The organism is Micrococcus sp. KT16 (assembly GCF_003315015.1).
In the GTDB taxonomy this organism is placed as follows: domain Bacteria; phylum Actinomycetota; class Actinomycetes; order Actinomycetales; family Micrococcaceae; genus Micrococcus; species Micrococcus luteus.
In genome coordinates, this window is the sequence record NZ_QNRG01000016.1 from 1 (window position 1) to 13,617 (window position 13,617).

General features: G+C 70.7%; 15 protein-coding genes. 6 read left to right on the forward strand and 9 right to left on the reverse strand.

Annotated features, from left to right (window positions below; translation table 11 throughout):
- Nucleotides 1-471, forward strand: a 471-nt coding sequence (locus tag DE149_RS10360; protein ID WP_113914440.1) for a cadmium resistance transporter, incomplete at its 5' end; no start/stop codon positions are given.
- 371 nt (nucleotides 472-842) lie between these two features.
- Here the strand turns inward: DE149_RS10360 and DE149_RS10365 are convergent.
- Nucleotides 843-1,724, reverse strand: coding sequence for a manganese catalase family protein (locus DE149_RS10365; RefSeq protein ID WP_113914441.1), 882 nt, complete (start codon nucleotides 1,722-1,724; stop codon nucleotides 843-845).
- Nucleotides 1,725-2,209: 485 nt separating this feature from the next.
- Between DE149_RS10365 and DE149_RS10370 the strand changes: the two genes are divergently transcribed.
- The 4 genes from DE149_RS10370 (at nucleotide 2,210) to DE149_RS10385 (ending at nucleotide 5,402) form a co-directional block, all read left to right on the forward strand.
- Entirely contained in the window at nucleotides 2,210-2,614 is a 405-nt protein-coding gene (locus tag DE149_RS10370; protein ID WP_102708789.1) for a GNAT family N-acetyltransferase, read from the forward strand.
- A gap of 123 nt (nucleotides 2,615-2,737) precedes the next feature.
- Nucleotides 2,738-3,349: a trans-aconitate 2-methyltransferase gene (locus DE149_RS10375; RefSeq protein ID WP_102708788.1), complete on the forward strand. Its 612-nt coding sequence runs from the start codon at nucleotides 2,738-2,740 to the stop codon at nucleotides 3,347-3,349.
- A 132-nt stretch (nucleotides 3,350-3,481) separates the two neighbouring features.
- Nucleotides 3,482-3,904, forward strand: coding sequence for an HIT family protein (locus tag DE149_RS10380; protein ID WP_070708679.1), 423 nt, complete (start codon nucleotides 3,482-3,484; stop codon nucleotides 3,902-3,904).
- Nucleotides 3,905-4,331: 427 nt separating this feature from the next.
- On the forward strand, nucleotides 4,332-5,402 hold the full coding sequence (locus DE149_RS10385) for a GNAT family N-acetyltransferase (RefSeq protein WP_113914442.1): 1,071 nt from the start codon (nucleotides 4,332-4,334) through the stop codon (nucleotides 5,400-5,402).
- 24 nt (nucleotides 5,403-5,426) lie between these two features.
- On the opposite strand, the gene DE149_RS10390 is transcribed toward DE149_RS10385, so the two are convergent.
- Nucleotides 5,427-6,302 carry an ArgP/LysG family DNA-binding transcriptional regulator gene (locus DE149_RS10390; protein WP_036314951.1) on the reverse strand — a complete coding sequence of 292 codons (876 nt, stop codon included), beginning with the start codon at nucleotides 6,300-6,302 and terminating at the stop codon, nucleotides 5,427-5,429.
- Nucleotides 6,303-6,373: 71 nt separating this feature from the next.
- On the opposite strand from DE149_RS10390, the gene lysE reads away from it, so the two are divergent.
- The gene (lysE, locus tag DE149_RS10395; protein ID WP_036314948.1) at nucleotides 6,374-6,988 is read left to right on the forward strand and encodes an L-lysine exporter; all 615 of its coding nucleotides are present in this window, start codon (nucleotides 6,374-6,376) and stop codon (nucleotides 6,986-6,988) included.
- Between the two features lie 33 nt (nucleotides 6,989-7,021).
- Here lysE and DE149_RS10400 read toward each other — a convergent pair whose 3' ends face one another.
- The 7 genes from DE149_RS10400 to DE149_RS10430 all read right to left on the reverse strand — a co-directional run bounded on the left by DE149_RS10400 (nucleotide 7,022) and on the right by DE149_RS10430 (nucleotide 13,467).
- Nucleotides 7,022-7,609 (reverse strand): PIN domain-containing protein, encoded by a 588-nt coding sequence (locus DE149_RS10400; protein ID WP_036314945.1) that lies wholly within the window; start codon nucleotides 7,607-7,609, stop codon nucleotides 7,022-7,024.
- Nucleotides 7,609-8,121 carry a helix-turn-helix domain-containing protein gene (locus DE149_RS10405; protein ID WP_036314943.1) on the reverse strand — a complete coding sequence of 171 codons (513 nt, stop codon included), beginning with the start codon at nucleotides 8,119-8,121 and terminating at the stop codon, nucleotides 7,609-7,611. Before DE149_RS10405 ends, DE149_RS10400 begins: the two co-directional genes overlap by 1 nt.
- Before the next feature lie 75 nt (nucleotides 8,122-8,196).
- Nucleotides 8,197-8,538, reverse strand: a complete 342-nt coding sequence (locus DE149_RS10410; RefSeq protein ID WP_036314941.1) for a luciferase family protein — start codon at nucleotides 8,536-8,538, stop codon at nucleotides 8,197-8,199.
- A 196-nt stretch (nucleotides 8,539-8,734) separates the two neighbouring features.
- Complete coding sequence (locus DE149_RS10415) at nucleotides 8,735-9,766, reverse strand: methionine synthase (RefSeq protein ID WP_036314939.1); 1,032 nt, start codon at nucleotides 9,764-9,766, stop codon at nucleotides 8,735-8,737.
- The gene (locus tag DE149_RS10420; protein WP_113914443.1) at nucleotides 9,763-10,809 is read right to left on the reverse strand and encodes a putative oxygenase MesX; all 1,047 of its coding nucleotides are present in this window, start codon (nucleotides 10,807-10,809) and stop codon (nucleotides 9,763-9,765) included. Before DE149_RS10420 ends, DE149_RS10415 begins: the two co-directional genes overlap by 4 nt.
- Nucleotides 10,806-12,116 (reverse strand): cystathionine gamma-synthase, encoded by a 1,311-nt coding sequence (locus tag DE149_RS10425; protein WP_113914444.1) that lies wholly within the window; start codon nucleotides 12,114-12,116, stop codon nucleotides 10,806-10,808. The genes DE149_RS10420 and DE149_RS10425 overlap by 4 nt, the downstream gene beginning before the upstream one ends.
- 1 nt (nucleotide 12,117) lies before the next feature.
- Complete coding sequence (locus tag DE149_RS10430; RefSeq protein WP_036314933.1) at nucleotides 12,118-13,467, reverse strand: O-acetylhomoserine aminocarboxypropyltransferase/cysteine synthase family protein; 1,350 nt, start codon at nucleotides 13,465-13,467, stop codon at nucleotides 12,118-12,120.
- Between the last annotated feature and the right edge of the window lie 150 nt (nucleotides 13,468-13,617).

The window sequence follows — 13,617 nt, forward strand, 5'->3', positions numbered from 1 at the left end:
CAGTACCTCGGATTCGCCGGCATCCTCGGTGCCGCGGTCCTGGTGACCATCGGCGCCGGAGCATTCCTGCCCTCGGCAGCCATCCCGTACTTCGGCCTCATCCCTCTGGGCCTCGGCCTCTGGGCCGCATGGCAGGCCTGGCGCGGAGACGATGACGACGATGACGACGAGGCCAAGGTTGCCGGCAAGAAGGTCGGCGTGTGGACAGTCGCAGGCGTCACCCTTGCCAACGGCGGCGACAACATCGGCGTCTACACCCCTGTCTTCCTCAGCGTGGAACCTCTCGCAGTAGTCGCCTACTGCATCGTCTTCCTCGCGCTCGTCGCGGTCCTGGTGGCCCTGGCAAAGTTCGTCGCCACCCGCCCCCCGATCGCCGAAGTGCTCGAACGCTGGGAGAACATCCTCTTCCCCATCGTTCTCATCGGCCTCGGCATCGTGATCCTCGTCAGCGGCGGAGCCTTCGGACTCTGACGTAGCGGCAGCGATCCAAACGGCCCCGACCGGGCGCACCCCTCTCGGTTCAGACCGCGACACCTACCTGCAGCCAGTCCTGCGTGATCGCGGCAACAAGACCGCCACGGAGCGCTGCAAAAACCCCGCCACCAAGCGAACGAAGCCACAGGGCAGGGCGTGTAAAGGGGTATACCCGCGTGGACGTGGGTCAAGAACACTCCGTGCGACCACGCAGCCCTGTCCGAAGCGCCCGCATCCCCTCAAGAATGGCGAGGCACATTCTCGCCACGGCGCTTGCCAGGTAGATGCGGACCCGTACAGGGACAGACGACACGGGCCCGCCTGCTGGAGCAGACGGGCCCGTGCACTCCCTCATCGGGAAGGTCGGGTCACTCGCGGTGCAGCTTGTCCTGCACCGTGCCCGCCAGCTTCTCGACGCGGTTGGGCACCTCCGTGGTCCCGTAGAAACGGGAGTCCGGGTGGGTGGGCGGGGGCATGGGGACCCCCGCCGGCGGCTCGGACGAGTAGGAGAACTCGCCCTTGCCGTCCGGGGTGGGGCCTGCAGCCCACGAACCCTGCGCAGTGGCCTGACCGTCAGAGAATTCGTAGTGCGTGTACGAGTGCTCCGTGGCCTCCTTCTTCTGCGGGAAGTTGCTCGGCACCGGCATCTCCTCCAGGCCGTCCTCCTGCAGCTCCTTCACAGCCGCCGCCCACTGGTTCTGGTGCATCGTGTCCCGGGCCAGAAGGAAGGACAGCAGCTCCCGGATGCCCGGGTCATCGGTCATGTGGTAGAGCCGGGCCACCTGGGTGCGGCCCTGCATCTCGGCGTTGAGGTTGGCGGTCATGTCCGCCAACAGGTTGCCGCTGGCGGTGACGTAGGCCGCCGTCCACGGATTCCCCATGCTGTCCACGGGGCGAGCACCGGCACCGGCCACGATGGCCTGCTGCAGGTCGGTACCCCCGATGACGGCGGCCACGGCCGGGTCATCCTGGATGGCGTCGGTGGTGATCCCCACCGGGGCCTTCTCCAGCAGCTGGGCCACCATGGTGGCGAGCATCTCGACGTGACCGAACTCCTCGGCCGCCGTGCTGAAGAGCAGGTCCCGGTACTTGCCCGGAATGTGGGCGTTCCAGGCCTGGAAGCTGTACTGCATGGCCACGGTGATCTCACCGTACTGCCCGCCGATCACCTCCTGCAGCTTGCGGGCGTAGACCGCGTCGGGCTTCTCAGGACTGGAGACGTGCTGAAGCTTCTGCTTGTGGATATACAAGAGAGGACTCCCCTCGATCATGTCGGATGCGTGGAAGCCCGAGGGGCTCCACGCCGGACATCATCGACGCTACGCGGGTCTGACCGACCCGCGTTAGTGCTGGCCCACGCCAGAACTGCATCGCTCACCACCTGGGTCATGGACGCCAGCACCACTCGGGGGGTGAGCGCTTTCGCCATCCTCCGCCTGCGGATGCGGCGGGTAGGTGACTCCCAGCGGCACGCAGTACAACCGGTCGTTTGTGGCTGCGCTTCCACGAGCACGAGAGCAGCCCCTCACACTCCGAGCGTCTCGCCCTCTCTCCACTGCGCCTCTGCACTGCTATCTTCCGAGCCATGTTCACTCTCTGACGGCATCGCGCTGAACACCCCACCATCACGAGAGGAACAACTGTGCCCACTGACCTTCTGACTCTTCACTTGCCGCAGCTCTATCCTGCTGGCCAGCTCCCTGGAGGACTCGACTTTCGAGGATTGGACGCTGGGATGGCCGACGATCTGGCCCAGTGCTATCTCATGAGCTACCCACCCGACGTCGCTGCCTCCGATCTAGACGAGGCGTGCGAGGAGATGAACGCGACCTTCCGCGGTGACTACGGAAAGCTGCGCGCCGATGCGAGCACTACAGCGTGGGTGGGTGGCCGTCTCGCCGGAGCCATCATGGTGGTCACCCACTCGATCTGGGACGAACACCTCACTGGTCCGTTCATCATCGACCTCTTCATTGATCCCCACGCACGCGGGAAGGGGATCGGGCGGGCTCTGGTCCAACACGCCATCGCAACCTGCTGCGACGCCGGTGACCACACTCTGAGTCTGCGCTTCGGACAGGGCACCTCCGATGCGGCCATGAGGATTTACCAGCGGCTCGGATTCCGCCCCGTGGGATAGGCAGATTCGGTCGTTTGCGGCGGGCCCGATCCTCGCCGCAACTCTCGCCATGGGGAAGCCGCGACACACCATCGCTCGTCGCATCCTCTTCCCCCTACGTGCCCAGATCGAGATACTCAGGCCATGCCAGCCACTCCCACAAGTTCCAGCGATTGGGCCTCCTACAACGCCGCGCGGGCAGGCACCTCGGCCGTACGCCCTCTCACCGACCGGGCGCTCACAGCACTGCGGGCCACCCACCAGAACCTCGCAGGTCTGCGCGCTGTCGAGCTGGGAAGCGGCGCCGGCATTGAGACCCGGCGCCTTCTCCAGGAGGGTTTGAGCGTCCACACCATCGACGTCGACTCGAGCGTCGAAAAGCACATGAATGAACTCACCTCGCTCGGCATCCTCGAACACCGGACGGGCCTCATCGAGGAGTGGGATCCCCTCCCGCACGCCGACCTGATCCTGGCCAATGCCTCTCTGCCATTCATCCCTCGCGCACGCTTCACCTCGGTGTGGGACCGGATCAAGCACGCCCTGCTGCCAGACGGGATCCTGGCGGTCGATCTCTTCGGCTCCGATGACACCTGGGCCTCGGACCTGGGCACCTACCTCACCGGGAAAGAGGTGGACGAACTCCTCGACACTTTGGAGGTGATCGAACTGAACGAACGCAACGAAGAAGGGCGTGCGTTCGACGGCATCAAGCATTGGCACACCTTCACCGTTATCGCCCGCCGCCCAGCCTGACCCCTCCGCGCCCGACACCTGGCGAGCGAAACCGCACAAATGGTCGTTTGGGGCGGGCGAGGTCCACGCCAGTTGGCTCGCCAGCTCACGCATCTCTCCTCCCGGCGGTGCAGGCCCTCCTATAGTCGGACGATGGGAATCTCCTGCCCCTTCTGCGAAGTCGCCGAGCGGCGCACCCCCGCCCATGTGGTCACCGAAGGTGCGCTTTCGCTCGTCTTCCTCGACCTCCATCCGGTCGCAGACGGTCACTGCCTCATCATCCCTCGGCGCCATGTCCCCACACTCTCCGACCTCCTGCCCGAGGAGGGCGCCGAGATGTTCGCCCTCGCTACGCGAGTGGCCGGCGTCATCCGTAGGACCCTGGCTCCCGCGGTGAACCTGCACCTATCAGACGGCGTTGAAGCCGAACAGGACGTGCCCCATATTCACCTGCACGTGATCCCTCGTCACCGCGACGATCAGGTGTCAATCCACCTGCCCCCGTCTTCGACCTCGACAAGCCCGGAAGCAACCGTGACGGCGCTACGGATTGGGATGCACCTCCAGAGCAGCTAGGCAGATGCGGCACAACCGGTCGTTTGTGGCGAGGGGTCCCGCCATGCGCCGTGTGCACCACCTCCGGCCCTGTCCGCCCGCCACATGACTCGCCACAATCAACCCGCCAGAGCGGCAGCCGCCCGTACGTTTCTGGCGAGCCTCGGGGCGCGCGGGGGCGCCCACCTGGACACCCAGTTTTCACGCCGATCGGATCCCGCCCGATATGCGAAGAGTTCCCCGCGCGTCAGGTGAAATCTGGGTCGCATCTCGACGACAAAGGCCCTTGCCCACCGATCCGCGTCGTGACACAGTTCACCCCATGATGCAGCAGCAGTGACCCCGTTGGGCCCGACAACCCACCACCGGCCCTCCTCGCGCGCCCGTCTCGAGCACGGCTCGACGGGTGCCTCTGCGCCCACCCCTTTCTGCAGAAAGCAGTCACCGCATGCCTGACATCATCGAATTTCCCCTGCCCGCCTCGTCGGACGACCCCCACTGGCGGGCCTACTGCCGCCTCGGAGACGAGTACAACCACGAGCTGATCGGCACGACCGAGTGGGACGAGACCCCCACGGACGCGCTCATCCAGGCCGCCGCCGAGACCGACCACACGCTGCGCCGCTACCTGGCGTACGTCGACGGCGAGGCGGTCGGCTACGCCCGTGTCCTGATCAACCACGTCGACGACCCTGACGCGGCCGCCCTCAACGTCTACGTCCACCCGCGGCACCGCGGACGCGGCCACGGCCGGGCACTGGCCGAGCGGCTCGTCCTGGACACCGCCGGCCTCACCCGTTTCGAGACCTGGCCGCTGACGCCGCCGCCGGTGGCCGGGCAACGGGCGCTCACCCCGCCCAACGGCGCCGGCGCGGTGCCCGCCGAGCATCCGGGTGTGCGTCTCGCCCAGTCCTACGGCTTCGCGCTCGCCCAGATCGAGCGGGTGAGCCGGTATGACTTCGCCGATCCGGGGATCGACCCCGCCGTCGCCCTGGCCGAGGCCGAACGCGTCTCGTCGGACTACGAGCTCCACGCCTGGGAGGGCGCGGCCGACGCGTCCCTGCAGGACGACGTCGCCGTCCTCAAGGCCCGCATGGCCACGGACGTGCCGTCCGGGGAACGCACCGTGGTGGAGCAGGTCTGGGATGCGGCCCGCGTGCGTCGCATGGACGAGCAGATCCTCACGACCGGGCGGCTCTTCCGCGCGGTGGCGCGGCACCGTGCCACCGGTCGGATCGTCGCCCTGAGCGAGCTGGTGGCGCCCCGCTCGCGCCCGGACGGGCTGATCGACCAGTGGGACACCATCGTGCTGCCCGAGCACCGCGGCCGCCGCCTCGGCATGCGCGTGAAGGCGGCGAACCTCATCGCCGTCCGCGACGCGCTGCCCGGGGCCCGCGCGATCATCACGTGGAACGCCGAGGAGAACCGGCACATGCTCGACGTCAACGAGGCACTGGGCTTCCGGCCGGTGCTGGTCGAGGCCTCCATGGAGGCGCCGGCACCGCTGCGACGTCGCTGACGGCCCGCGCCCCTTGGTGCCGCCTCACCCCCGCTCGAGCGTCCGCTGGGCCGCCTCCCGCACCGCCCGCGTGAGCCGCACCAGGCGCGTCACGGGCAGTGTGGCCGCCTGCCAGTACAGGGGCACGAGGACGTCGTCGAGCCCGGGCACGCGGACCAGCCGGCCGGCGCGCACGTCCTCGACGGCCTGGGCGTCCACGAGCATCCCCCACCCCAGGCCGGCCCGGACGGACCGGTGGAACCCGTCGAACGACGGCGCCAGGTGCGTGGGCGGGGCGACGTCCAGCCCGGCGCCGCTCAGCGCGAGGCGCTGCAGGTCGTCCTTCGCGTTGTAGCGCATCATGGGCATCGCGCCGAGGTCGACGACGTCGCCCGCCGCGTGCCGGGCGCGCAGGGCGGGCGAGGCGAGCGGGACGTAGCGCATGCTCCCCAGCGGCTCCGCCGCACACCCCTGCACCGGCTGCGGCTCCGTGGTGACGGCGGCCAGCACCTCGCCCCGGCGCAGCAGCCGGGCGCTGTGGTCCTGGTCCTCGACGTGCAGGTCCAGGACCGTGTCGTCCCAGTCGGCGGCCTCGGCCAGGACGGGCCCGAACCACGTGCCCAGCACGTCGGCGGGCACGGCCAGGGAGGTGACGCTGCGCCCGGCCGCCGTGCGGCCCAGCCCGGCCCACGCCTCCTGTTCGAGCACCCGCATGTGCCGGGCCACGCGCACCAGGCCGACGCCGGCCTCAGTCGGCTCGCAGGGTGTGCCGCGCCGGAGCAGCACCTGGCCCACCTCCCGCTCCAGGGCGCGGATGCGCTGGCTGACCGCCGAGGCGCTGACGCCGAGCTCGTACGCGGCCGCCTCGAACGAGCCCTCGTCCGCGATCGCACGCAGCGCCTGCAGCTGATCAAGGTTCATGAAGCAGAGCTTAGGCACCTGCAGTTCTCTTCGTTTGGCTCAGGCCCGGCCGGGCCCTAGCGTCCTCACCCATGTGGACCCTCGCCGGCACCGGCCTGCTCACCGGACTCGCCCTCATCGTCGCCATCGGCGCCCAGAACGCCTTCGTGCTCCGCCAGGGCGTGCGCCGGGAGCATGTGGGCGCCGTCGTGCTGGTGTGCATGGCCTCGGACGCCGTGCTGATCCTGGCCGGGACCGCCGGGGTGGGTGCGCTCGTGCAGGCCGTGCCGTGGCTGCTCGAGGTGCTGCGCTGGGGCGGCGCCCTGTACCTGCTCTGGTTCGCGGTCTCCTCCCTGCGTGCCGCGCTGCGCCCGCAGGGGCTCGTCGCCGAGCAGGCGCCGCGCACCGCGGGTTCGGTCATCGCCACCACGCTCGCGCTGACCTGGCTCAACCCGCACGTCTACCTGGACACCGTGGTGCTGCTGGGCAGCCTCGCCAACCAGCACGGTCCCGACGCGCGGTGGGTCTTCGCCGCCGGCGCCGTCGCCGCCTCGGTCCTGTGGTTCACCGCGCTCGGCTACGGCGCGCGCCTGCTGGCCCGGGTGCTCGCCGACCCGAAGGCGTGGCGCGTGGTGGACGTGGTGATCGCGGTGGTCATGGCGGTGCTCGCGGTCCGGCTCATCGCCGGTTCCGGCGTGTGGGGGTGAGCCGACAGACGCCGGTTCTGGCGTCGGGCTGAATCAAGGTCGCTCAACGTCGACCCGCCAGAGCTGGGCTCGTGCGGCCTCCGCGAACAGGGGTGCACCGCACGGCACCAGCCGCTCAAGGACGTCCCTGACGGTCAACGGAGGATTCCGTGTCGCGCCCGCTTGGGCTGCGAGGGCCGTCATCACTCGAGCCGGGTCCAGGTCGAGCTGGTTCATGAAAAACTCATCCGGACTCTGCACCTCGATGTCGAAGGACTCAACGACCTCCCGCGGGAAGTCCTTCAGATTCGCCGTGACGATCAGGTCAGCACGTCCCTGGATCGCGGCGGCGACCACATGCCGATCATCGGGGTCCGGAAGATCAATCCCGGGCACGAGCTGCTCCCACCCCTCGACCCGCGCGTCGTCGAAGGCGGCGTCCATGACCCCGGCACGGTGACGCGCCGCCCCCGACGCACGCATGTCTGGATGCATCGCTTCCAGTGCGCGCACCGTCTCGTCGAGGATCCGCCCGCTCCATACCGGCCGATAGAGGCCCGCCTCGGCCAGATGCAGCAAGGTGTCCGCTTGGGCGATGGGCACGAGGACGCACGCGTCGAGCACCGCGCTGAAGCGCGCCACTACCCGCGCTCACCCCGGAGGTCGGCGCGAGCCTGACGCAACGCCTCGCGGTAGGACTCCGCCTTCTGGTCGTAGAGCCCCGCAGACGAGGCCTCCCCTACGAGGTCGCTCAGCGAGGCACGCCGCTCCCCGCGCTTCCGCTGCTGATAGGACACGACGTCTTGGAGCCGGATGCGTCGGTGCCGACCACCGGTCGTCCTCTCGTACGGCAACGCGCCCTCCTCGAGCAGCCTCACCAGCGTGGGACGACTGATGCCGAGGAAGTTCGCCGCCTCCTGTGTCGTGAGCAGCTGGTCGACGGGTGCCACCGTGATGGCCTTGCCCACCCGCATCGCCTCGACGACGTCCCGCAGGACGTTGAAAGCCTCTGGCGGCAGGGGGACCTTCTGCCCATCAGGGCCGACCAGGGCGGCCGGCTGCGTCAGGCCGTCGAGGAACCTGCCGACGTCGAGCATCTCCTCGAGGTCCGTCGGCGGCAGCACCGTGTGCTTGTCATTCACCGTCGCAGTCATGGAACAAGACTACCCGCGAAAACGAAAAATTCGCAGTTTCCTCTCGCGTCCGCTTCCCCGCTCCGGGGCGCTGCGTCAACCGCGCGCGTAGGCGAGCGACTCCTCGATGATCCCGACGACGACGGCCAGCTCTGCCTCGTCCCGCGGACCGTAGAGCATCCACTCCGTGCCGAAGTCCGCGTAGCCATGCGGTTCGAGCCATCCGAGCTCGGCCAGACGGACGCCGCGCTCGGGCGCCAGGACGAGGTGCACTGACGTGTCGTCCACCCCATGCAGGTGCACCGGCTCCCAGCGCCGGCCTGGTGAGAGGTTGACCTCCGGGGTGCGCTCCTCCGGCCGGCCTGTCAGGTGGAGGGCGCGCGACGTTGCTGGCGAGACGGTGCTGTGGCCCTCCTCGACGCCGTCGAGGGCGAACACCGCAGCGACCAGACGGCCCCACAGCTCCGGCGATGATCGCTGATCAAGCTGTCGGTGGGGCCCCTCGGTCGACGTCGCGGGACGACTGCCCGGCCGGGGATCGTCAGCGGTGAGCCGGACACGGGGGCTCGCATCAGGATCCATGCAGACGATCCTGACGGGGCCCCGCCGGCCAGGCAAGGCCATCAGGCCCCCCTCACTCCCCGCCCAGCTCCTCCCGGAGGATCCGCGCGCCGGCCACGAGCGCGGCGGTCTTGTCCCGCGCCACGGAGCGAGCCAGCGGCGCCATGCCGCAGTTGGTGCTCGCGATCAGCTTGTCCGCGTCCACGAACTCGAGGGTCTCCCGGAGGGTCGCCGCGACCTCCTCGGGCGTCTCGATCTCGTCGCTCGCCACGTCGATCGCGCCGACCATCACCTTCTTGCCGCGCAGCAGGCCGATGAGCTCCGCCGGCACCCGGGAGTGGTGCCGCTCCAGGGCGATCGTGTCGATCGTGGACTCGCGCAGCAGCGGGAACGACGTCTCGTACTGGCGCCACTCCTCCCCGAGCGTGGCCTTCCAGTCGTTGTTCGCCTTGATCCCGTAGCCGTAACAGATGTGCACGGCCGTCTCACACGTCAGGCCCTCGGCCGCACGCTCGAGCGTCGCCACGCCCCAGTCGCGGACGTCGTCGAAGAACACGTTGAACGCGGGCTCGTCGAACTGCACGACGTCGACGCCCACCGCCGCCAGCTCCCGCGCCTCCTCGTTGAGGATGCGCGCGAACTCCCACGCGAGCTTCTCGCGGCTGCCGTAGTGGCGGTCGGCGAGGGTGTCGATCATGGTCATCGGCCCGGGCAGGGTCCACTTGATGGGCCGGTCCGTCCGGGCGCGCAGAGCCTTCGCGTCGTCCACGAACACCGGCGCCGGCCGGCCCACCTCCCCGACGACGGTCGGCACACTCGCGTCGTACCGGTCGCGGATCCGCACCGTCTCCCGCCGGTCGAAGTCCACACCGCCGAGGTGCTCGATGAACGTGGTGACGAAGTGCTGGCGGGTCTGCTCGCCGTCGCAGACGATGTCGATGCCCGCACGCTCCTGATCGGCCACGGCGAGGGCGAGCGCGTCGAGCTTGCCCTCGCGCAGCTGCTCCCCCTCGAGCTTCCAGGGCGACCAGAGCGTCTCCTCCTCGGCGAGCCAGCCGGGCTTCGGCAGGCTGCCGACGAGGGCGGTGGGGATCAGGGTGGTCATCGGGTCTCCTCGGTGTCTCGTGCGGCGTGGGCGGCGGCCCAGCGCTCCAGCAGGTCGCGGTGCGGGCCCACGAAGTGCTCCTGCGTGTACTCCCCCTGCTCCCGGCCGAGGCGGGCCCGCTCCTCGCGGTCGTAGGCGATCCGGGTCTGCGAGAAGTCGCCGTGGTCCAGGCGCGGCCGGTAGACCTCGCCGGCCCCGGCGTTCGCGTTGTAGATCTCCGGCCGGTAGATCCGCTGGAAGGTCTCCATGGTGGCGATCAGCCCGGCCAGGGAGAGGTTCGCGTGGTCGTTGAGCAGGTCGCCCCGCGAGTAGAACGCCAGCGGCGCCACGGCCCCGCGCGGCAGGAAGCACCGGATCCCCAGGCCCATCCGGCCGAAGTAGCGGTCCGTGCGGGAGGCTTCGTCCTGGCGGTACTCGACCCCGAGCACCGGGTGCTCGTTCGTCAGCCGCCGGTAGGTGCGGCTCGTGGACACGCTGATGCAGATCACGGGCGGCTGCGGGAACCGCTCCCGGTACGCCTGCGAGTCCAGCAGGTGCCGGAACAGCCGCCCGTGCAGGTCGCCGAAGCCGTCGGGCTCCTCGGTCCCCGGCGACGTCACCGCGTGCGCGGGCAGCACCACGGAGAAGTCGTGGTCGCGGACGTAGGAGGAGAAGTTGTTCCCCACACTGCGGCCGAGCACGGCGCCCGTCGCACGCTCGACCACCCGCACGTCGAGCATCTCCATGAGCGGGAAGTCGACGTCCGCGCCGTCGTCGGCGGTGAAGTGCACGTCGATCGAGACGATCTCGATCCGTGCCGTGTAGCGGTCCCGCTCCGGGTTGTCCCAGGGGGCGAGGTCGTTGAGGCGCCCGTCGATCATGGCCAGGGCGGCGCGCAGGTTCTCCCGCCGGTCCGCACCGCGGGCGAGGTTCGCGAAGTTCGTGGTGGCGCGCGTGCTGGCGGCGGGCGTGTAGTCCTCGTCGAACGGCGTGGTGTGGATGCTGAACGTCAGGTCGTCCACGCGGGTGGGAACGGTGCTCGGGACAAGGGTGGCGTGGCTCATCGGGTCCTCTCCGGGGTGCGAACACGGGTGGTGCGGTGGTGGGCGGTGGCGGGACGGGGCACCGCGGACGACGACGGCGCCCCGCGGCCGGCGGCGACGCGTGCGGCGCACTCGAGGCCGGCCTCGAGGTCCGCCTGCAGGTCGGCCACGTCCTCGATGCCGACGGAGAGCCGGACCAGGTCCGTGGGGACGGCCAGGGGCGTGCCCCGCACGGAGGCGTGGGTCATCTCGGAGGAGTAGCAGAGCAGCGATTCGACCCCGCCGAGGCTGACCGAGAGCGCGAACAGCTCGGTGGCCTCGGCGAACGCGCGGGCCGCGGCCTCTCCCCCAGCCAACCGGATGGAGACGATCCCGCCGAAGCCGTCCATCTGCCGCGCGGCGAGTGCATGGCCCGGGTGGTCGGGCAGCCCGGGGTAGAAGACCTGGGCGACCTCGGGGCGGCCCTGCAGCCAGCCCGCGAGCGCGGCGGCGTTGGCGCCGTGCCGGTCCATGCGCAGGCCGAGCGTCTTGAGGCCGCGGGCGGCGAGGTAGGAGTCCTGCGGGCCGGCGACCGCACCGGCGGCGAACTGCTGGTAGGCCACCGCCTCGGCCAGCGCCCGGCCGCGGAACTCGCGGTCGGCCACCACCACGGCGCCGCCGAGCACGTCCGAGTGCCCGCCGATGTACTTGGTGGTGGAGTGCACCACCACGTCCGCGCCGAGGTCGAGGGGCCGCTGGAGGTAGGGCGAGGCGAACGTGTTGTCCACGACCAGCAGCGCGCCGGCGTCGTGGGCGATCTGCGCCCAGGCGGCCAGGTCCGCGATGCCGAGCAGCGGGTTGGAGGGCGTCTCCACCCACAGCAGCGCGGTGCGGCCGGGGCGGACGGCCGCGGCGACCGCCGTCGGGTCGGTGATGTCCACGGGGGTGTTGGACACGCCCCACGGCTCGAGGACGGTGGTGATGAGGCGGTGGGTGCCGCCGTAGCCGTCGCCGCCCAGCACGATGTGGTCGCCGGGGCGCAGCACGGCCCGCAGGAGGGCGTCCTCGGCGGCGAGCCCGGAGGCGAACGCGAACGCCCGATCGCCGTGCTCGAGGGCGGCGAGCTGGGTCTCGAAGCCGTTCCGGGTCGGGTTGGAGCCGCGGCTGTACTCATGCCCAGCGCGCAGCACGTTGATGCCGTCCTGTACGAAGGTGCTGGTCTGGTAGATCGGCGGCACCACGGCGCCGGTCAGCGGGTCGGGCTCCTGGCCGGCGTGCACGGCGGTGGTGGTGAAGCCGCGGACGGCGGGACGGGAGACGGAGCGGGTGGTGTGGTGGACAGCGGTCATCTCAGCGCACCTCCTGGGTGACGGCGGCGGTCTCGGGGACGGCGGGCGTGGTGGCGGGGACGGCCGGCCCGGCGGCGGTCACCACGGCCAGGGCACGGTCCAGGTCCGCGATCAGGTCGTCGGGACACTCCAGCCCGATGGAGAGCCGGACGGTGGTCTCGGCGATCCCGGCGTCCTCGCGCTGCTGCCGCGTCAGGCGACAGTGCGTCATGGTCGCCGGGTGGGAGACGAGGGACCGGGCGTCGCCGACGTTGACCACCAGCTGGAACAGCTCGAGCGCGTCGAGGAACGGGGCCACGGCCTCGGGGCCGCAGGCCAGGTCGAAGGAGAACACCGAGCCGACGCCGTCCGGGAAGTCACGGGCGGCCAGCGCCGCGCTGGGATGCCCGGCCACGCCGGGGTGGTGCACCCGGGCGACGGCGGGGTGCCCGGCCAGGTGTTCGGCCACGGCCAGGGCGGTGGCGGTGTGGCGGGCCACGCGCAGGTCGAGCGTCTCGAGCCCCTGGATGAACTGCGCCGCGCTCGCGGCGGCGAGGGTGGGGCCGAGGTCGTGCAGGAACTTGCTGCGGGCCAGCGTCAGGTAGGCGCCGCGGCCGTGCCGCTCGACCAGCGTCTGCCCGCCGTAGCGGGCCTTGGGCCGGGCCAGCTGCGGCCACCGGTCCGGCGCCGCGCCGTAGTCGAACGTGCCGCCGTCCACGATCGCGCCGCCGAGCACCGCGCCGTGCCCGCCGAGGAACTTGGTGGCCGAGTGCACGACGACGTCGGCGCCGTGCTCCAGCGGCCGGTAGAGGGCCGGCGTCGCGAGGGTGCTGTCCACCACCACGGGCACACCGGCCGCGTGGGCGAGGTCCGCGAGCGCGGGCAGGTCCGGGAGGGTGGCGAGCGGGTTGGTGATGGCCTCGAGGAAGAACGCGCGGGTGTCGGGCCGGACCGCTGCGGCCCACGCGGGCGGGTCCGCCGGGTCCGCGAAGGTGACCTCGATGCCGAAGTCCGCGAACGTGTCCGTCAGCAGGTCCACGGTGCCGCCGTAGAGCTGGCTGGAGGCGACCAGGTGCTTGCCGCCCTGCAGCAGCGCCAGCAGGGACAGCGCGACGGCGGCCTGGCCGGTGGCCGTGGCGATCGCGCCGATGCCGCCCTCCAGTGCGGCGAGGCGGTTCTCGAACACCGCGACGGTCGGGTTGCCCGTGCGGCTGTAGGTGAAGCCGGGGGTCTCGAGCCGGAACATCGATGCCGCCGTGGCGTGGTCCGGGAAACGGAACGCCGTGGTCTGGTGGATGGGCGGGACGACCGGCCGGTGGGGTGCGGCGGGCTCGTAGCCGGCGTGGACTTGCTGTGTGGCGTGACGGGGCATCTGCTCTCCTCCATCGGTCCTGGCGGTAGCACCGGGCCTGCCGTTCCCGGGGGTCCGGGTGCGGCGGGCGGGTTGCTGCGGCGTCGTCGAGCCAGATCTCTCGGCCGCTCTGGATGGGTGGTGAGCCCATCCCACGCGGCGGGCCGCCGC

What these genes read in the sequence shown, in the direction of transcription:
- DE149_RS10425 (WP_113914444.1), bottom strand. Translation starts at nt 12,116, where the DNA reads ATGACCGCTGTCCACCACACCACCCGCTCCGTCTCCCGTCCCGCCGTC.
- DE149_RS10415 (WP_036314939.1), bottom strand. Translation starts at nt 9,766, where the DNA reads ATGACCACCCTGATCCCCACCGCCCTCGTCGGCAGCCTGCCGAAGCCC.
- DE149_RS10370 (WP_102708789.1), top strand. Translation starts at nt 2,210, where the DNA reads ATGGCCGACGATCTGGCCCAGTGCTATCTCATGAGCTACCCACCCGAC.
- DE149_RS10420 (WP_113914443.1), bottom strand. Translation starts at nt 10,809, where the DNA reads ATGAGCCACGCCACCCTTGTCCCGAGCACCGTTCCCACCCGCGTGGAC.
- DE149_RS10405 (WP_036314943.1), bottom strand. Translation starts at nt 8,121, where the DNA reads ATGACTGCGACGGTGAATGACAAGCACACGGTGCTGCCGCCGACGGAC.
- DE149_RS10390 (WP_036314951.1), bottom strand. Translation starts at nt 6,302, where the DNA reads ATGAACCTTGATCAGCTGCAGGCGCTGCGTGCGATCGCGGACGAGGGC.
- DE149_RS10380 (WP_070708679.1), top strand. Translation starts at nt 3,482, where the DNA reads ATGGGAATCTCCTGCCCCTTCTGCGAAGTCGCCGAGCGGCGCACCCCC.
- DE149_RS10375 (WP_102708788.1), top strand. Translation starts at nt 2,738, where the DNA reads ATGCCAGCCACTCCCACAAGTTCCAGCGATTGGGCCTCCTACAACGCC.
- DE149_RS10385 (WP_113914442.1), top strand. Translation starts at nt 4,332, where the DNA reads ATGCCTGACATCATCGAATTTCCCCTGCCCGCCTCGTCGGACGACCCC.
- lysE (WP_036314948.1), top strand. Translation starts at nt 6,374, where the DNA reads ATGTGGACCCTCGCCGGCACCGGCCTGCTCACCGGACTCGCCCTCATC.
- DE149_RS10430 (WP_036314933.1), bottom strand. Translation starts at nt 13,467, where the DNA reads ATGCCCCGTCACGCCACACAGCAAGTCCACGCCGGCTACGAGCCCGCC.